Raw genomic sequence first — 18,411 nt, 5'->3', positions numbered from 1 at the left:
TGAAACATATTGTGCAACATTAATGAAATGGTGATTTTGTTTAAAATTAAATATTATTAATTAATATATTGTTTTATTTGAATATAATTTATAATGCATAAAGTTGGCACTTAGTTTGCAAAATAAGAATATAACCAAGCATATCGAGACAAATTGAAATGATATTCCATCAATTTTTTGAAAAAGAAAGTTCAACTTATACTTATTTGGTTGCATCTGAACAAACACGTGAAGCGGTACTGATTGATCCAGTTGCTTCTGAAATAGAAAGTTATGAACAAATGCTGAATCAGTTAAATCTCAAGTTAGTTTACAGCTTAGATACGCATGTTCATGCAGATCACGTTACGGCTGCAAATTTACTCAGAGCACGTTTTGGCTGTAAAACAGTTTTACATCGTAATTCTGGTGTAGATTGCGGCGATATTTTTATCACTGACCGCAGCGCGATACGTGTTGGTGAATTCTTAATAGAAGCACGTTATACCCCCGGACATACTAATGCCTGCACAAGCTATGTTATTGACAATATGGTGTTTACAGGCGATGCATTACTGATAGATGGTTGTGGTCGAACTGATTTCCAAGAAGGAAATGCTGAGACCTTATACGATAGTATCCACCAACAGATATTCACTTTACCCGACGACACGATCGTTTACCCGGGACATGATTATAAAGGTCGTTTGTCTTCAACTGTAGGGCATGAACGTGAATCGAACTCTCGTTTAGGTCATGGACGTAGCAAACAAGATTTTGTAGAAATTATGAAAAATCTTGATCTGCCATATCCTAAAAAGATTGATATAGCCCTGCCTGCCAATAAAGCGTGTGGGAAATAAGGGGAAAATTGTGAGTGACTTAAAACAAGTTAACCCTGAATTTTGGGTATCTGCGCAGATCAATCAATCTGATTTGGTTGAAATTGCAGCCAAGGGAATCAAAACGATTATTTGTAATCGCCCTGATGGTGAAGGTGTCGACCAGCCAAATATCATTGAGATCCAAGAAGCTGCAATACGATATGGGATTCAATTGGAATATTTACCTGTTGTAAGTGGGCGGGTGACAGATGAACAAGCAATTGAATTTAAGTCACTTTATCAAAAATCCCAGAAACCTGTACTAGCATTTTGCCGTTCAGGAACTCGATCAATTACCTTATGGGCACTGTCTCAAGTGGCTGAACTTACCATTGATCAGATGTTGTTGCAGTCAAAATCACTGGGCTACGATTTACAAGGTTTAGTTCCTCGAATTTTGAAGCAAAATCCAACTCAGTTAAACAATATACCGACTTTTTCTGTGGTGATTGTGGGTGGGGGTGCGGCGGGTATTTCAGTAGCATCGAGTTTGTTGTCTCGTCAATCGAATTTAGATATTGCCGTGATTGATCCTGCTGAAATCCATTACTACCAACCGGGATGGACGATGGTGGGCGGTGGGATATTCGCTCCTGAAAAAACGGTAAGAACAATGGCGAGTCTGATTCCTAAACAAGTTCATTGGATAAAGGCAGCTGTTGCAGCTTTTGATCCTGATAATAAACAAGTTTTATTAGAGGGATGTAAGCCGATTAACTATGAAGTATTGGTCGTCTGTCCGGGCTTAAAATTAAATTGGCATGGAATAGAGGGTTTAGTTGAAACGCTAGGTAAAAATGGTGTGACTTCAAACTATCGTTATGATCTTGCGCCATATACGTGGGACTTGGTTCGTAATATGAAACAGGGTAAAGCTGTTTTTACACAGCCACCAATGCCAATTAAATGTGCTGGTGCTCCGCAAAAAGCAATGTATTTGTCAGCTGATTATTGGCAAAAACAAGGTGTATTAAAAGATATTGAAATTGATTTTTATAATACAGGTGCAGTGTTATTTGGCGTACAAGCTTATGTTCCAGCTTTGATGGAATATATTAAACGTTACAATGCCAATTTAAACTTTAATCATCAATTGATTAAAGTTGATGGAAGCCAAAAGCGAGCTTGGTTTAAGGTCAGTGAAGGGGAAAATACTTCAGTGATTGAAACTGATTTCGACATGATTCATGTTGTTCCTCCGCAGCAAGCACCTGATTTTATCCGAGCGAGTAACTTGGTTGATGCGGCAGGCTGGGTCAGTGTTGATCAGCATACCTTACAGCATAACAAGTATCCTTACATCTTTGCTTTGGGTGATGTTACTAATGCACCAAATGCGAAAACGGCAGCAGCAGCACGAAAGCAAGCACCTATTGTTGCAGTGAATGTATTGCAGTACTTAAAAGGCAATCAGAATTTTGCGCAATATGACGGTTATGGATCTTGTCCGCTCACAGTTGAGCGTGGAAAGATTGTGTTGGCAGAATTTGGTTATGGCGGAAAACTGTTACCTAGTTTCCCTAAGTGGTTGCTCGATGGGCAAAAACCTTCACAGCTTGCATGGTTGTTAAAAGAGCAAATTTTACCGCCGATGTATTGGGATGGAATGCTCAAAGGTCGTGAATGGCTGGTGAAGCCAAAACTTTAGTTTATTCAGCTTAAATAAATCAAATACTTAGTCCTGATTCAGAGCTGAGTTAGGACAGTATTTTCTCCAGAAATGGGTTCATCCTTGTACGAGGACATTGCATATCATGTGGTTATTAGTCTTAGAAGGTCTTGCGATCGGATGTTTACTTGGATTGACAGGCGCAGGTGGCGGTATTTTGGCTGTACCAGCATTGATGGCGAGTCAAGGATGGACAGTGTCTCAAGCTGCACCAGTAGGTTTGTTGGCAGTAACACTTTCTGCATTTGTTGGCATGGTTCAAGGCTTATTCAAGAAAATCGTACGTTATCGTGCCGCGATATGGATCGCTTTAATTAGCTTGCCATCAGCACGTTACGGGATTCATCTTGCCAGTATTATTTCTCCAGTTTGGTTAAGCCTTGGTTTTAGTATCGTGATGATGATTGTGGCCTATCGTATTTTTTTCAATAAAGTGAATGATTTTGAAGATCCGCCGTGTAAGGTGAATCAATCAACAGGGCAACTGATTTGGAATGTTAAAACTGCTTCAGTATTGGGTATTATCGGTGTGATTGCAGGTCTATTAACTGGATTATTAGGGGTTGGTGGCGGTTTTGTAATTGTGCCAGCTTTGCGTAAAGTTACTGATCTAGATATGCGTAGTATCGTTGCAACGTCACTGATGATCATTTTCTTAATTGGTGGTGTAAGTATTTCAATACACATCATAGATGGCTTTCAGTATCCAATCGCTGTAACTGTTAGCTTTGTTGTGGCTTGTATTATTGGCATGTTAATTGGCAGAAGATTAATCAGCCTGATTGATATCAAAACGGTACAAAAGGTATTTGCTGTAGTGGTAATTTGTGTTGCGATTTATTTGGTGATTTCAAGCGTATCGAAGATCTTGCCCATGATTTCACTTTAATTATATTGTTATCTATTTGATTTTTAGTTTCCAAAACTGAACCTAGACTCAAGCGATGAGGTTTTGAGTTTAGGTTAAAAGATACATAAATTTATGTTTCTTATGTAATTTTGTATTATGATGCTAAGAGTTCACTAGCATGCTTAAAACGATGCTTCACATAAACTTCATATGATTTCTATTAATATTATAAATATAAAAAGAGATTGGGTCAGGAAGAATCAATGTTTAAATTTTTTCTGCGATGGATGGATAGTTGGTCACTGACTGATACTTTAGATAAACAGCATATTCCCTTTCGAGAAAGCTCAAAAGATACCAAGATTCAGTGGTTTAGAATTTTACCATTCATTTTGCTGCATATCGCTTGTCTTGCAGTTTTTTGGGTGGGTGTATCTTGGTTTGCTATCGCATTCATGCTGTTTTTTTATTTTATTCGTATGTTTGCGATCACTGCTTTTTTTCATCGTTATCTTTCGCATAAAACCTTTCAAACTTCGCGTCCAATACAATTCTTTTTTGTGTTGATCGGAACCATGAGTGCACAGCGAGGGCCTTTATGGTGGGCAGCTCATCATCGTTATCATCATCGTTTTACTGACACAGATCACGATCCACATTCATCTACACATGGATTTTGGTACAGTCATATCGGATGGTTTTTAAATGAACAGAATTTTTCTACACGAAAAGAAGTTATTAAAGACTGGCTAAAGTTTCCTGAAATTGTTTGGTTAGATCGTTTTAGTTTACCTGTGGTCTTGTTCACTGCTTCTGCAATTTATGTTTTAGGTGAGTGGTTGAGTATTGCTTATCCGAGTTTAGGTACATCAGGCTTACAGCTATTGGTATGGGGATTTGTGATTTCAACTGTTTTGCTGATTCATGCGACTTTATGTATCAATTCACTTGCGCATTTGTATGGCAGTCGAGACTTCGAGACGAAGGATAATAGTCGAAATAATTTATTTTTATCGATTATTACATTGGGTGAAGGCTGGCACAACAACCATCATTATTATGCAGGGAGTACTCGGCAGGGCTTCTTCTGGTGGCAAATCGACATTACTTATTACATCTTAAAAATGATGTCTTTTTTGGGTCTGATTTGGGGAATTAAACCTGTACCACAACGTATTTATGATACCCATAAAAGTCATCAATTAAATCTCAAAATAAACACGAGTAAAATTCAAAGCGAGGAGTCTTGATGAAGATTGCAATCGTAGGCTCTGGTATTTCAGGTATATACGCTGCGTGGAAATTATCAAAAGAGCATGAAGTCACTATCTTTGAGAAAGAACAGTATTTCGGTGGACATACGGATACACATGATCTTTGGATTGAACGTAAAAACGTTGCTGTAGATAGCGGTTTTATTGTATTCAATGATTATAATTATCCTCTATTTAGTGCCATGCTGGCTAAATTAGGTGTAGAAGCACAGAATAGTGACATGAGCTTTTCAGTGAATAATCAAGTGACAGGGCTTCAATATAATCCATCAAAAAAATGGTCACTATTAACTCGACCTCAGAATTTTTTAAACAAGAAATTTCGGATCATGCTGTCCGACTTGATTCGTTTTTATCAAGACAACAAAGATATTCAGTTAGATCAGTGCAACGCTGAACTGAGTATCGAAGACTATCTGAATCAAAATGATTATTCAGAGGTTTTTCGCCAAGAACATTTATATCCAATGTGTGGTGCATTGTGGTCAAGCCCAGTGGATCAAGTTGGAAATATTCCCTATAAGTTTGTCGTAAGCTTTTTTCAACATCATCGTATGTTGCAATTGGAAGACCGCCCTCAATGGCAGACGGTCAAAGGTGGTTCAGCTTCTTATATACGAGCGATTCAAAAAGCTTGTCCATCAATTATTTGGAAAAAAGCGCAAGTTCATCAAGTGATTCGTGAAAATGATTTAGTTCATATTGTCACGAATCAAGAACAAGAAACTTTTGATTGGGTTGTGTTTGCGAGTCATGCTGATGATACGTTAAAGCTTATTCAAAATCCTTCGGCAGATGAGCGAGAAGTATTAGGTTGTTTTGATTATCAAGATAACTTTATGGTAGTACATCGTGATACTTCGATTATGCCGAAGCGTCAATCTCAATGGGCGAGTTGGCATGTGCATGTCACTGCTCAAGAGAAACCTCAAAAAAATAGCAAAGCCCATCAATTACACTATGGATTTACTTACTGGATGAACAGCTTGCAGAAGCTACCGTGTAAAACTCAGATATTTTCTACACTCAATCCGAATATGCCTATCGCAAAAGATAAGATTTATGTCGAACGTCGTTATCGACATCCTGTTTTTGATAAGAAAGCAATTGAGTCACAGGCACGTTGGGATTTGATCGATGGTCAAAACCGCAGTTCATTCTGTGGAGCATATTGGGGTTGGGGCTTTCATGAAGATGGGGCGAGAAGTGCTCAGCGTGTAGTCGATGAACTATTAAAAGTGAATGACTAAATTTGGAGGTGATCATATGTTTGAAGATTCACTTTCCATAGCCAAAGCTCAGATTAGACATCGTCGCTTTCATCCAAAAGTACACGATTTTCAGTCTAGTTTGAGCTATTTATGTTTTGATCCAGATCGTATCGATCAAAACCTAGATCGTTCATGGCTTTGTTCAACTTCGCGTTGGAATATCTTAAATCTCTATGAAAATGATTTTCTAAAAGGCTATACCGGTTCGATCAGAGAACGAATTAAGAAAATTCTTTTGCAGCAAGTGGATACGATTTTGTCGACACAATCAGAAATTCGTGTCCTCGCTTTACCAAGAACTTTAGGATTTAGTTTTAATTCAGTCATCTTTTATTTTGTACTCAATCCTCAAAAACAACCTGTTTTCATATTGAGTGAAATTACCAATACCCCTTGGAATGAACGTAAAGTTTATGTGCATGACTGCCGTCAAAAATTAAAAAAGCACAGTCATTTTAAAAGTTATGAGTTCGAATTTGAAAAGAGTTTTCATGTTTCACCATTTATGCCAATGGATATTCAGTACAAATGGCGATTTAACTTTTCAGATGAACAAAATGTGATTCATATGCAGCTTTATCAATCAGATAAATTTATCTTTGATGCAACGATGCGTTTCACGTTAACCAGCATCACAGTTCCTTCACAACTGAATCGTTATGCTATTCATCATATCCTTGAACCTTTCAAGATGTTAGCTTCGATCTACGTTCAAGCTTTTCATCTATGGCGAAAGAAAGTTCCATTTTATCGGCACCCAAAAAAAGATAAGGATTTAAAACAACATGATGAAAACGCTTATTTTCGGTGAACAGGATTCACTGCCTTTGGTTCTTCGAAGCTTGCTAAAACTTCGTCATGGACAAATTCATTTTCGTGGAGAATGGAATGGTACCGTGGGTGAGGTTTCTGATTTAGAAGCGACGATAGAGATTCATAATCAAGAATTGATCGATCTCATTTTTAAAAACGGTGTACTTGGTGCAGCTGAAGGTTATATTCGTGGTTATTGGAGTACTGAGCATCTTGTTGAAGTGATTCAGATTCTAGCAAGAAATCGCCATGTGCTCGATAAAATTAATCAAAATGTGATTTCTCAAGCCAGTCAGTTGTTGTTAAAAGCTTGGTATAAAACCCGTAAGAACTCATTATCTGGTAGTCGTAAAAATATTGCAGAGCACTACGATCTGAGTAACGATTTTTTCAAACTCTTTCTTGATTCTTCAATGATGTATTCAAGTGCTGTGTATAAGCACAAAGATATGACTTTAGAAGAAGCATCGGATTATAAAAAAGAACTGATTTGTCAGAAGTTACAGCTTAAACCTATGGATCACTTGGTTGAGATTGGGAGCGGTTGGGGCGGTTTTGCGATCTACGCTGCTCAGCATTATGGCTGTAAAGTCACTACGATTACGATTTCTCAAGCACAATACGATGAAGCAACCAAACGTATCGCAGATGCGGGCCTTAGTCATCGTGTCAATGTTCAACTCAAAGATTACCGATTATTAGAAGGAAAATTCGATAAGTTGGTTTCGATCGAAATGATCGAAGCTGTAGGTGAGCAATATTTATCGACTTATTTCAATAAATGTCGATCTTTATTAAAACCGAACGGTTTGGGATTGATTCAAGCTATCACGATTGAAGATGCACGTTATAAAAAAGCGTTGAATACCGTGGATTATATTAAACGCTATATTTTCCCAGGTAGTTTTATTCCGTGTATCAGCGTTTTAACTCAAGCAGCATCTGAACAACAGTTGCGTTTGAAACACCTTGAAGATATTGGCTTGAGCTATGCAGAAACGATTCATCAATGGCGTGAGCGTTTCTTAAATGCTAAAGCACACGTTTTGGCTTTAGGATTTGATGAAAACTTTATTCGGATGTGGGATTTCTATCTCTGTTATTGCGAAGGTGGCTTTAAAGAAGGGGTGATCAGTGATGTGCATCTTCTATTTGAAGCAAGCCCTTATTAAAAAATCCATGATTTTTTAGTGCATCAAGGAGGTGGTTATGTTGTGGCAATTATTTTTAATTGATGCCGTAGTAATGTCACTCTGTTGGTTGTGGGCAACCTCTAATCATCGAGCAGGTATTGTAGATGTCGCTTGGAGCTTTTGTATTTTTTTAAATACTGCTCTGACAGCATTAATTATTGATGTTGCACCATTGTACGTCAGATTATTTATTGGAATATTCAGTTCGATTTGGTTTTTACGATTGAGCTTGCACTTGTTTCGACGTTATCTGGCTGAACATGAGGAAGATAGACGATACGCCAATATGCGTAGGGCGATGGGAAAATATCAACATTTAGGTTTCTTTGCTTTTTTCATGTTTCAGGCAGGATTGGCCATCTTATTTAGTCTTCCAATGTGGTGTTTATTGAATGTACCAAGCATGTCTTGGAGCATAGATACCAATGATTATTTGATTATTGCTGGAATGATTATGGTGATCGCATTTATTGGAGAAGTAATTGCTGATCAACAGCTTTACCGCTTTAAAGAAAATGTGAAAAACCATGGTAAAACAATGGATCAAGGTCTATGGAGATATTCACGTCACCCAAACTATTTTTTTGAATGGTTGCATTGGTTTGCTTATCCAACCATTGGATTAGCAGCAGGATTATATAGCTTGTGGATTTATCCAGTGTTGATGTGGTTGTTTTTGTACTACATCACAGGTATTCCATTTAGTGAACAACAAGCATTAAAAAATCGCGGTCAAAATTATCTCGATTATCAAAAACGAACTTCTATCTTTATTCCGTGGAAACCCAAAGAGTAGGTACGCACATGGACTTTATTATTCAAAAATCTTTAAAACTCGTCGAAAGCGGTTTAGTTCCTGATCAAGCGATTCGTGCAGCCATCCGTGCATTGAGTAAAAAGCGTTTGATTCAAGAAGGGCGTTATGATCCTGAACAAGGTGCTCAGCGCTATATGGATGTGCTTAATATGTTAAAGCACAGTGAAATTGCGATCGAAACGGACAAAGCCAACGAGCAGCATTATGAATTACCTACAGCATTCTTTCAGGCGGTTCTAGGAAAACGTTTGAAATATAGTGCATGTTTCTTTCCCCATGATCGAACAAATTTGGATGAAGCTGAAGAATTTGCACTACAGATATATAGTGATCGAGCTCAATTACATGATGGTCAACAAATTTTAGAGTTAGGCTGTGGGTGGGGATCATTTACTTTATGGATGGCAGAGCGTTATCCAAATGCAAAAATTACTGGAGTGTCTAATTCAGCTACTCAACGCCAACATATTCTTGCAGAAGCTCAAAAGCGTGGTCTAAACAACGTAGAAATCCTAACCTGTGATGTTAATGTGCTCGAGTTAAAAGCGAATACTTTTGATCGTGTGGTTTCGGTTGAAATGTTTGAACATGTTCGAAACTATCAAAAACTTTTTGAGAAAATTCAGTCTTGGCTCAAAGCGGATGGGATGTTGTGGTGTCATATTTTTTGTCATCGTTTCTTACATTATCCATTTGAGATTAAAAGTGAATATGATTGGATGTCACGCTACTTCTTTACAGGTGGTTTGATGCCAGCCAGTTCAACATTTTTACATTTTCAAGAGCATTTAGAACTATCTAAACATTGGCAATGGTCGGGTACTCATTACGAGAAAACAGCGAATGCTTGGTTAGAAAATATGGATCGCAATGTAGAACAATTAAAACCACTTTTTGAACAAGTTTACGCTCAAGATGCAGAAGCATGGTGGCAACGTTGGCGTATTTTCTTTATGGCTTGTGCAGAATTATTTGGGTTTGAACAGGGGCAAGAGTGGGTTGTCGGTCACTTCCTGTTTAAAAAGAAAGTCGTATAATTAAAGATAGCTCTGTAAGTAGATCAGCCAATGTTTAGATCGAAACAAAATGACGGAAATAATCATCCACTCGGTGAGATGTTTAATCGCTATTATTGGTTGCAGATCGGGCTGATCGCACTTTCAATTATTATTGGTATTGCTTGTAGTGCATGGGTGATTAAAGGTTCATTACTCAAAACTGCGCTTGAACAAGAAATGGAACATTATTGGATACGTGTTGATCGAAATCCAAATGCTGATCTTCCAGACACTAAAAATTTATATGGTTATCGATGGTCATCAAACAAGCCTCCGCAACCATTTCGTGATTTGACTTTACAGCAAGGTGTGCATCGTATTTTTGTAGATGGCAAAGATCGTATGACTGTTTATGGCGAGCGAAATGGACAACATGTGTTGTTGGTGTTTGGTGAAAGTAACGTCAATAAAATTGTTTGGATGTTTGGTCTTGCGCCATTAATGTTTAGTTTGATCGTGCTGTATAGCATTTTATGGTGGTCAAATCGCCGTGCGAAACGTTATTTTTCACCGATTACCCGTCTTGCAAATGCGCTAGAACAAATAGACTGGGTTCATCAAAATAAAGAAGCTTCTCCATTTCAAGATATTAGTACCAATGGCAATTTGGAAGCAGAATATCTAAAACAGGCATTAGAAAAGTACCATGAAGTACTGAGTGAATTTATTCATCGTGAACGCGAGTTTACAGGGGACGTTAGTCACGAATTACGTACGCCTTTGACGATTTTGAAAGGTAATGTCCAAATCTGCCAAGCAAGATATGGTAATGATAAATCATTGAACCGTATAGCAAATACCATTGAAGACATGCAATTACTCGTAGATACTTTACTTGCAATTGCACGTAACACGACCAATAACCTAAATGCCGAGCAAACTCGATTATCTGTCATTATTACTGATCTCGTTCACGATTTAGATATGGTGAGCCAAAGTAAAGGGATAGAAATCTTGGTGCAGTATGATGATTCAGAATCAACACGTTTATTATATCCATCGATGACAAAAATGGTGTTGAGCAATATTTTGCGTAATGCGCTAAATTATTCTCAGGGCTCAAGTATTCATATTATTCAACAGAAAAATAGCATTATCATTGCTGATAACGGCATTGGAATTAGCTTACCAGATGAATTAAAAGTCCGAGAATTAAGTCGCAGTCAGCTAAAACTCAACCCTAAAGGACATGGCATAGGGCTACAGTTAGTAGAAAAACTATGTATGCAACTGGGCTGGAGAGTTGAGTTGTTCGATCGTCAATATTATTTAAATACACATACTGAACTTGAACTGCCGAATACAACAGGATTAATTGTTGTTGTATATATGAATTAAAGCACTTAATCCTCAATTGCGATTTTTAAACCAACACCCGAAATCGTATGAATGAGTTTCTGTTGAAAAGGTTTATCCACCATTTTACGTAAATTATAAATATGACTACGTAAAGCATCGCTTTCAGGCTCTTCATCACCCCAAAGCTCAATAATAATTTCTTGTTTGGTTATTACTCTTGGTGAGTTTCTCATTAAAATTTTAAGTAATTTAAATTGAATGCGTGGCAATTCGATGTGTTGTCCTGCACGGATAATGGTTTGTGTGGAGCTATCTAAAATTAAGTCATGAATTTGAATTTTATTTTTGGAAACTTCGCCTAATGAACGTTTAATTAGGGCACGAATACGCATGACTAATTCATTGAAATCAAAAGGTTTAACTAGATAGTCATCTGTGCCTGCAACAAAACCTTTCAATTTATCATCTAAGGTGTCACGAGCGGTAAGCATAAGCACAGGAATATCCATACCTTGGTCTGTTCTTAACCATTCACATAAATCATAACCAGAGCCATCAGGTAAGTTTATGTCTAATAAAAGCAGATGATAAGCCTGTGTTTTAAGAAAATTACGTGCAGCATCCAAGTTACGCGCATGATCAATTACAAAACTATGTTCCTCTAAAAACTCACATACAGTTGCCGCAAGTTCATAGTGGTCTTCAACCATCAGGATAAATTGATTGCTCATAATAATATCCACTATGGATTAAGTAATTGTTGTTTTAATTTAGCATTAAAAGGTGAACTTCCAAACCAAATTTTAAAATACTGATTTGCTTTTTTATCTGTAATCGCACCGAGAGTCTTTTGATTTAAAGATAATGTAAGTGTATTGCTATTTTGATTGTAGCTGAGGCTATAGAGATCACCTTTTTTTACAGGATGATATAATTCTGTGATGTTATTCAGTGGTGAATTATATGAGAAGTCCGCAATATTTTTCTTAAGGAAATGAGTTGCCGCGCGTTTAAATGCCCATTCAGGAATGTTTTTACGATAAGAAAAGTCTAGGCGTATGTTTTGGTTTTCCCAGTTTTTTTTACAATCCTCTGCAAAGTATGTCACTGAACCAACAACTTTTCCCGTAACGATTAGTGGGGCATTCTGACAAGTTTGAACATTTGCATGAACTACATTAATACCTACTATTAAGTTAATGGCACAAAATAAAAATATTTTCTTGTTTAAATTAGAATTCATTTTTAGCTCCATTGTGCAAAGAAATACTCAATTCAAAGCTTATTTAATAAGATATATTTTTAATAGGCATAAAAATTAAGATTTCTTTCAATTCTTTGAATTTCATGGCGTGCATAAGCGAGATTACTGGAATCACGATCTAAAACACCATACAAGAACAGATTTTGGTTACTCTCGAGCGGCATGATAATGTGATATTGATTTTGTAAGCTAATCAATATGCCTTCAAGATAATCCATTTCATCAAGCTGTTGAGCTAATTCTCTTTGAATATTAAATATATTTGCCATTTCTAGGGCAGCAATATCAATATTAAAATAATGATCTCCAATCGATTCTAAAATAGCGCCATCGTCAATATCGATCAAAGCCAAAACAATTAAACCATCAATATGGCTAAATTGATTTAATAAGAAATTATCGTCCATAATTTTTTTCTATATTTTTGGTGGCTGAATTTTAAACTATTTTTTGAATGGTAGAATCAAAGAATAGGCTCTTCCGATATAAGGTAAAGAACGATATAAGCCATTGGCAGGGTCCCAATAGTCTTGTTGAAAAACAATTTGGTTAGATGCATTGATCTTGATTTCACTTATACCATACGATGCCATAGTTTTACTGCGACCAAACATTTTAAAATCATAAGCCATATACCAATGTATATAGGCTGAATCTTTTTGATAAGTGGCACTAATAAGTTTGACATTGACGTTACTCACATGCTCATTCATACCTGAAAAATGTTTTACCAAATCTTGTTTGTTAGAAAACTGGGATAAGGTGTCATTAATGTATAGATCATCAGCATATAGTTGGCTTGCATTTTTAATAAAACTTGGTGTTCCAAGTGTATTGAATGCTGAAGTAAAGCGCTTACCGATTTCAGTCGCTTGTTCTTGCGTCAAAGCTATGCCTGAGATTTGTTTACTTGCTTTGGTGTAGTCAGATGAATAGCTCGGTATACTTTTACACGAGGCTAAAGAAAATAAGGCTAATGTTGAAACCGCTAAAGTTCGTAGAAATGCCATGCTCGTAAACTCATTTCATTTTATAAATAGCTTAGAGCGCGTTATGTGAATCTGATGTGAACTAGATCGATATTACATGAGCGTGTTGACATGAACCTGTTTTAAAAAAATAAAGCCACGAGATAACATCGTGGCTTTATAGATTGAGTAGACTGAAGATTTAGCGAAGAAATATTATTTTTTCGCTTTTTTTGACTTTAAATATTCTTGATAAGCTTCTTCAGCAAAACGTCTTAATGAATCTCCGATTGCTGCGTATTGAAATTCATTTAAATTAGCTAAAGACGCACGTGCAGAAGGATGTTGTACACCAAAACCTGATCCAGGAAGTAACACAACCCCTGTTTCGTCTGCGACACGGAACAATAATTCAGTTGGATTTTTATTTTTCATTACCCAATCTGCAAATTCGTCACCATATAAGGTGCGCGAAGTATTTTCTAAATTCACTAAGGTATAGTAATCGACCGCATTTGGATCTTGTGGAACATCAACGCCTAATTGTCGATATAAGGCTGCATCACGCTCACGTACTACAGATTTAACCGCTTTTTTATAGCTTTGACGTGAATCCATTAAATTGAATAATGCGAATAAAACCATTTGCACTTGTTGGGGGGTAGATAAGCCCGCCGTATGATTCAATGCAACATTACGACTGTCTGCAACGAGGCGATCAATAAATTTGATATTACTTGGATCAGTTGTTAATGAAGAATATCGTTCTTCGAGTTCTTTTTTATCTTTTTTAGAGAGAGCAGCTATTTTTTGATCCAAAATATTATTGTTACTCAACGCAATGACACCAAGTCGCCAGCCTGTTGCTCCAAAATATTTAGAGAATGAATATACGAGGATGGTATTATCTGGACAGATTGCAAATAATGATTTGAAATTATCTGCAAATGTGCCATATACATCATCAGTCAAAATAATTAGATCAGGGCGTTTTTTTACAATATCTGCTAAAATGGCTAACCCTTCATCACTCATTTTCACTGATGGTGGATTACTTGGATTCACTAGAAAAAATGCTTTAATTGATGGGTCTTCTAATTTGCGTAATTCTGATTCTGGGTATTGCCAACCAAGTGTTGGATCAGCTTCGATCAATACTTCTTCCAGTTGATAATCGTTAAGTTTAGGAATTTCGAGATAAGGTGTAAAAATAGGTGCACCAATTGCAATTCGATCACCAGTTGCAATAATTTTATTTTCTTTCAATGAGTTGAAAATATAAGCCATTGCAGCAGTTCCACCCTCAACTGCAAACAAATCTACATTTTCTTTAGGCATACCTTGCACGCCCATTTCACGTAAAATGTATTCTTTGATAATCGTTTCACTGAGTCGAAGCATACGATCTGGCACAGGGTAATTACACCCTAAAATACCTTCAACCATTTCAAGCAAAAACGCATCAGGGTCTAAACCGAGTTGATCTCTAACATAAGAAATTGCTTTTCCTAAGAACACTACCCCAGGCTTATCTCTATTTTGCATTACAAAGTTATCAAAGCGAGACTGTAAACCCACAGGGCGGGGGAAACCACCTAAGCCTTCAGGCATATAAGAAAAGGAAAATTCTGACTCTGTTGTTGAAAATAAACCTAATTGGAAAAATGCTCTGCGAGGAATTGTGGCTAAAAAATTCGGATTTCCTCGTCCTGCATTAAGCATGAGTCTGTCGGTTCTACTTTGAGCTAATTCAATCAGATTGTCTTTCAATTCAAATGGACTAAGTTTTGCGTATTTAGAGTAATCAATATTCCCCATGGGGAGTCTCCTTCATTATAGTAAAGCTGATGAATTATTTTTTATCATCAATTTATTTAAGCTAAGCCCACGATCAGTGGACCAAGCAAGGTTAGAAAAACATTGGCTAATGCATACGTAATTGCAAACGGAACCGTAGGAATTGAATTACCTGCTTTATCTAGAACACCACCAAATGCAGGATTAGCACTACGTGAACCGGATAATGCTCCCGCCATGACAGCAACATTGTCATAACGCAGTACATAACGAGCAAAAAGCATTGAAAGAATGAGTGGGACCAGCGTCACGACTACCCCAATCATAAAGAGTGATAGACCACTTTCCTTAATTGTTTGAATGGCTTGTAAACCTGACTGAAGACCGACAGCCGCAACGAAACCTGCGAGACCTAAATCTTTAAGTAGTTGTGATGCCGCCAAAGGCATATTGCCATGGACTTGATTTCTGCTACGTAACCAACCAAATAACAGACCCGAGAGTAGGGCACCACCACCTGCACCAAGCGTTAACGGTACATCACCGATACGTATAACAAATAAACCAATCAGTAGACCAACAACCAAGCCTGCACCGTGAAAAATCCAGTCAGTTTTTAGGCTTTCAGGTAAGGCTTTACCAGCTTCTTTCACTAAGCGTTCAAGATCACTTTTAGTGCCGTAAACGGTAACGATATCGCCTTGGCGTAATATCGTGTCATCATTTAAGATTTGTACTTCATCGTTATGCTTAATACCAAGTACATAGATGCCATGTTTTAAATAGTCGGGTGTATTGGCTTTAATATCACCTAGTGTACGATTGATATATTTTGAGTTTCTCAGGATGACATCTGTGGTATCCATAATCATTTCCATTCCTTGAGAGGATTGGAGTTCAGTACCCGTTTGATCAGCAACCGAAACAACGCTCGCTCTGCGTCCAACGATCAAAACAATGTCGTCAGTTTGCAAAATAATCTCTGGAGATACGTCGATAAATTTATCTTTACGCTTTAGTCGCTCAATCGTAATACTTGGTTTTTGAGCTTCGAATTCAGCAATCGTTTGACCATTGGCTTGTTTAACTTTATAAATTCGTCCAACGATTTCAGGCATCGCCAATTCTTGACCAGGGGCGAGTTCAAAAGCACCTTTTAAGCGTTCAGATTGAGCTTTTAATGCATCATCATGAATTTCTCGGCCCATAAATTTAGGTAGGATATTTACACAAATAATGATCGCGCCAAGAGAGCCAAAAATATAAGTAACTGCATATCCAATTGCTACATTTGCCTGCAGTTTTTGAATTTCTGCTAAGGGGAGGTCTAGGCGAGATAATGCATCTCCAGCAGTACCGATAATTGCAGATTGGGTCATACCACCCGCGGCCAATCCTGCTGCTAATCCCTTATCAAGATGGAAGATTTTAGCCATAATGAGTACAGTAATTAAGCCACTCACCGCCATAAATACTGCTAGTAAAATTTCTTTAATGGACTGTGGGCCAAGAGATTTAAAAAACTGTGGACCACTTTCGAAACCAACGGCATAAATAAAGAGTGCGAAGAGAATTGCTTTGACACCATTATCGACAGGAACACCAATTAAACTGAGTACAACTGCAACAAGAAGAGAGCCAGCAACACCGCCAAACTGGAACTTTCCGAATTGAAATTGTCCGATCCAAAATCCTATTGCAAGTGATAAGAATAAGAGTATTTCAGGACTATGCTTTAATTCATTCTGTAACCATTCAATCATTTTATGATCTCACTTTTATTATTTATCTACCTTTAGGTTTAAAATTTATTTATTTTTCATGTTTTTAAAATACTATGTGAATTTGATGTGTGCAATTATGATGGTTTTAGTATTTTAAATTGATAGGTATTTAAGTGGTTGTAATTAATTAATTTTTAAATTTTAGGTGATTGTTATTAAGTTTTAATTTTAACGAAAGTTAAAATAAAATTACTTAAAGATACAAATTTTTATCTATAAATTATAGAATTTTGATAATCAATAACATGTTTCATTATTATGAATTGATTTTGAGATTACACAAAAAATAAGAATTAATCTAAGTTAGTAATATTTTAAAAAGCATTTTCCATGTTCAGGAAATGCTTTTTTTATAAATTAAATCACTTGACGTAAATCTCGAGCAGTTTCTTGTAATAACGGTAAAATATGGGTAATCAGATAATCTTTGGTTGTACGCATTGTTGGTGAAACAATATTTAATGCCGCAACAACATCTGCATTTGAATCGTAAATCGGAACAGCGACCGCATGTACACCTAGTTCATGTTCCTCACAAGAATAGCACCAATCTTGTTCTTTAATTTCATGTAATAATGAAAGGAAAACTTCACTATCCGTATGCGTATATTTAGTTAAACGTTTTAAAGGGTATTGTTCTAACCACTGTTTTTGTTCTTCAGCATTTAGATGTGCCAATAATATTTTACCTGCTGAAGTTGCATGTGCGGGAAGGCGGTTGCCTAAATGTAATCCATAAGGATTTACTCGATCTGTTTGTTGATGTGCTGCACTACGCGCAATCGTAATGGCTTCATAGCCATCTAGAACCATAACAGAATAAATCAGAGAGGTTTGATTAGTAAGTAAATTGAGCAATGGCTGACAAATTTTAGGTAAAGGAGAGCCATCTAAATAAGCACCTGAAAATTTTAGAATTTTAGGGGTTAAATAATAATAATGACCATCAAAATCTAAATAGCCTAAATATTCCAAGGTGAGTAAATGACGTCGTGCTGCTGCACGAGTCAACCCTGTTTTTTCTGCTGCCGTACTAATATTAAGCCGATGTCGATCTGGTCCAAAACATTCTAAAATACTTAAACCTTTAGCGATGCCCGCAATATAGTCTTCATGTCGAATGATTTTTTTGTTCTCAGTATGATGAATCAAGCGAAGACTTTTCTCTTGTGAATTTTCCATAATTTCGATTTCCATCCCGCATTTATTTTCTAAACATTATTTTAATCTAAAGAAGACTATTTTACTTGGATAATGTTCGATCATCGAACATGAGTAACAATCATCGAACAAAATACACTTTGAAGCATAGAACTAAGATCAAAATTTATCAAAAATAAATAGAAGAAATCCGAACAAAACACTCAGCTTAATTTCATCAGTTTTCAGGATGAAGATTGAGTGGTTCATAGTACAGGAAGTAGTCAGATGATTGATAAAAGTTCAAGCTCATTAACTGAAGCTCTCTCCCAAATCAGGGATGGTTCCACC

General features: G+C 36.8%; 17 protein-coding genes. 10 read left to right on the top strand and 7 right to left on the bottom strand.

What is annotated here, in order from left to right; genetic code table 11:
* Positions 1-158: 158 nt before the first annotated feature.
* The 10 genes from AAV96_RS04295 to AAV96_RS04250 all read left to right on the top strand — a co-directional run bounded on the left by AAV96_RS04295 (position 159) and on the right by AAV96_RS04250 (position 11,146).
* The gene (locus AAV96_RS04295; protein WP_004662743.1) at positions 159-842 is read left to right on the top strand and encodes an MBL fold metallo-hydrolase; all 684 of its coding nucleotides are present in this window, start codon (positions 159-161) and stop codon (positions 840-842) included.
* 10 nt (positions 843-852) lie between these two features.
* Positions 853-2,511, top strand: coding sequence for a bifunctional protein tyrosine phosphatase family protein/NAD(P)/FAD-dependent oxidoreductase (locus tag AAV96_RS04290; RefSeq protein WP_046738427.1), 1,659 nt, complete (start codon positions 853-855; stop codon positions 2,509-2,511).
* 106 nt (positions 2,512-2,617) lie between these two features.
* Positions 2,618-3,421: a sulfite exporter TauE/SafE family protein gene (locus AAV96_RS04285; RefSeq protein ID WP_004662740.1), complete on the top strand. Its 804-nt coding sequence runs from the start codon at positions 2,618-2,620 to the stop codon at positions 3,419-3,421.
* Between the two features lie 224 nt (positions 3,422-3,645).
* The gene (locus tag AAV96_RS04280; protein ID WP_046738426.1) at positions 3,646-4,632 is read left to right on the top strand and encodes an acyl-CoA desaturase; all 987 of its coding nucleotides are present in this window, start codon (positions 3,646-3,648) and stop codon (positions 4,630-4,632) included.
* Complete coding sequence (locus AAV96_RS04275; protein WP_046738425.1) at positions 4,632-5,906, top strand: NAD(P)/FAD-dependent oxidoreductase; 1,275 nt, start codon at positions 4,632-4,634, stop codon at positions 5,904-5,906. The genes AAV96_RS04280 and AAV96_RS04275 overlap by 1 nt, the downstream gene beginning before the upstream one ends.
* Positions 5,907-5,922: 16 nt before the next feature.
* Positions 5,923-6,738 (top strand): DUF1365 domain-containing protein, encoded by an 816-nt coding sequence (locus AAV96_RS04270; protein ID WP_046738439.1) that lies wholly within the window; start codon positions 5,923-5,925, stop codon positions 6,736-6,738.
* The gene (locus tag AAV96_RS04265) at positions 6,713-7,912 is read left to right on the top strand and encodes an SAM-dependent methyltransferase (protein WP_046738424.1); all 1,200 of its coding nucleotides are present in this window, start codon (positions 6,713-6,715) and stop codon (positions 7,910-7,912) included. The genes AAV96_RS04270 and AAV96_RS04265 overlap by 26 nt, the downstream gene beginning before the upstream one ends.
* Before the next feature lie 37 nt (positions 7,913-7,949).
* Positions 7,950-8,729, top strand: coding sequence for a DUF1295 domain-containing protein (locus AAV96_RS04260; protein WP_046738423.1), 780 nt, complete (start codon positions 7,950-7,952; stop codon positions 8,727-8,729).
* An 8-nt stretch (positions 8,730-8,737) separates the two neighbouring features.
* Positions 8,738-9,787: an SAM-dependent methyltransferase gene (locus AAV96_RS04255; protein ID WP_004662728.1), complete on the top strand. Its 1,050-nt coding sequence runs from the start codon at positions 8,738-8,740 to the stop codon at positions 9,785-9,787.
* Between the two features lie 30 nt (positions 9,788-9,817).
* Positions 9,818-11,146, top strand: a complete 1,329-nt coding sequence (locus AAV96_RS04250; protein ID WP_046738422.1) for a sensor histidine kinase — start codon at positions 9,818-9,820, stop codon at positions 11,144-11,146.
* A gap of 5 nt (positions 11,147-11,151) precedes the next feature.
* On the opposite strand, the gene AAV96_RS04245 is transcribed toward AAV96_RS04250, so the two are convergent.
* From AAV96_RS04245 to pcaU, 7 genes are all read right to left on the bottom strand, one after another.
* Positions 11,152-11,838, bottom strand: coding sequence for a response regulator transcription factor (locus AAV96_RS04245; RefSeq protein WP_046738421.1), 687 nt, complete (start codon positions 11,836-11,838; stop codon positions 11,152-11,154).
* A gap of 11 nt (positions 11,839-11,849) precedes the next feature.
* The gene (locus tag AAV96_RS04240; protein WP_046738420.1) at positions 11,850-12,350 is read right to left on the bottom strand and encodes a chalcone isomerase family protein; all 501 of its coding nucleotides are present in this window, start codon (positions 12,348-12,350) and stop codon (positions 11,850-11,852) included.
* A gap of 59 nt (positions 12,351-12,409) precedes the next feature.
* On the bottom strand, positions 12,410-12,778 hold the full coding sequence (locus tag AAV96_RS04235; RefSeq protein WP_005216792.1) for a hypothetical protein: 369 nt from the start codon (positions 12,776-12,778) through the stop codon (positions 12,410-12,412).
* A gap of 36 nt (positions 12,779-12,814) precedes the next feature.
* Complete coding sequence (locus tag AAV96_RS04230; protein ID WP_046738419.1) at positions 12,815-13,381, bottom strand: nuclear transport factor 2 family protein; 567 nt, start codon at positions 13,379-13,381, stop codon at positions 12,815-12,817.
* 174 nt (positions 13,382-13,555) lie between these two features.
* A complete protein-coding gene (locus tag AAV96_RS04225; protein WP_004662715.1) occupies positions 13,556-15,157 on the bottom strand; it encodes a bifunctional aspartate transaminase/aspartate 4-decarboxylase in 1,602 nt (533 codons plus the stop codon).
* A gap of 56 nt (positions 15,158-15,213) precedes the next feature.
* A complete protein-coding gene (gene aspT, locus AAV96_RS04220; RefSeq protein WP_046738418.1) occupies positions 15,214-16,899 on the bottom strand; it encodes an aspartate-alanine antiporter in 1,686 nt (561 codons plus the stop codon).
* 378 nt (positions 16,900-17,277) lie between these two features.
* Positions 17,278-18,102: an IclR family transcriptional regulator PcaU gene (gene pcaU, locus AAV96_RS04215; protein ID WP_046738438.1), complete on the bottom strand. Its 825-nt coding sequence runs from the start codon at positions 18,100-18,102 to the stop codon at positions 17,278-17,280.
* Positions 18,103-18,411 lie beyond the last annotated feature (309 nt).

The organism is Acinetobacter sp. AG1 (assembly GCF_001005525.1).
Taxonomy (GTDB): Bacteria; Pseudomonadota; Gammaproteobacteria; order Pseudomonadales; family Moraxellaceae; genus Acinetobacter; species Acinetobacter modestus.
The sequence above is the reverse complement of the archived record's forward strand: the minus strand, read 5'-3'. Positions and strand labels throughout refer to the sequence as shown.

Coding starts and splice junctions, on each gene's coding strand:
- pcaU (WP_046738438.1), bottom strand. CDS start 18,102: ATGGAAAATTCACAAGAGAAAAGTCTTCGCTTGATTCATCATACTGAG.
- AAV96_RS04265 (WP_046738424.1), top strand. CDS start 6,713: ATGATGAAAACGCTTATTTTCGGTGAACAGGATTCACTGCCTTTGGTT.
- AAV96_RS04235 (WP_005216792.1), bottom strand. CDS start 12,778: ATGGACGATAATTTCTTATTAAATCAATTTAGCCATATTGATGGTTTA.
- AAV96_RS04245 (WP_046738421.1), bottom strand. CDS start 11,838: ATGAGCAATCAATTTATCCTGATGGTTGAAGACCACTATGAACTTGCG.
- AAV96_RS04250 (WP_046738422.1), top strand. CDS start 9,818: ATGTTTAGATCGAAACAAAATGACGGAAATAATCATCCACTCGGTGAG.
- AAV96_RS04230 (WP_046738419.1), bottom strand. CDS start 13,381: ATGGCATTTCTACGAACTTTAGCGGTTTCAACATTAGCCTTATTTTCT.
- AAV96_RS04295 (WP_004662743.1), top strand. CDS start 159: ATGATATTCCATCAATTTTTTGAAAAAGAAAGTTCAACTTATACTTAT.
- AAV96_RS04285 (WP_004662740.1), top strand. CDS start 2,618: ATGTGGTTATTAGTCTTAGAAGGTCTTGCGATCGGATGTTTACTTGGA.
- AAV96_RS04255 (WP_004662728.1), top strand. CDS start 8,738: ATGGACTTTATTATTCAAAAATCTTTAAAACTCGTCGAAAGCGGTTTA.
- AAV96_RS04275 (WP_046738425.1), top strand. CDS start 4,632: ATGAAGATTGCAATCGTAGGCTCTGGTATTTCAGGTATATACGCTGCG.
- AAV96_RS04270 (WP_046738439.1), top strand. CDS start 5,923: ATGTTTGAAGATTCACTTTCCATAGCCAAAGCTCAGATTAGACATCGT.
- aspT (WP_046738418.1), bottom strand. CDS start 16,899: ATGATTGAATGGTTACAGAATGAATTAAAGCATAGTCCTGAAATACTC.
- AAV96_RS04225 (WP_004662715.1), bottom strand. CDS start 15,157: ATGGGGAATATTGATTACTCTAAATACGCAAAACTTAGTCCATTTGAA.
- AAV96_RS04280 (WP_046738426.1), top strand. CDS start 3,646: ATGTTTAAATTTTTTCTGCGATGGATGGATAGTTGGTCACTGACTGAT.
- AAV96_RS04240 (WP_046738420.1), bottom strand. CDS start 12,350: ATGAATTCTAATTTAAACAAGAAAATATTTTTATTTTGTGCCATTAAC.
- AAV96_RS04260 (WP_046738423.1), top strand. CDS start 7,950: ATGTTGTGGCAATTATTTTTAATTGATGCCGTAGTAATGTCACTCTGT.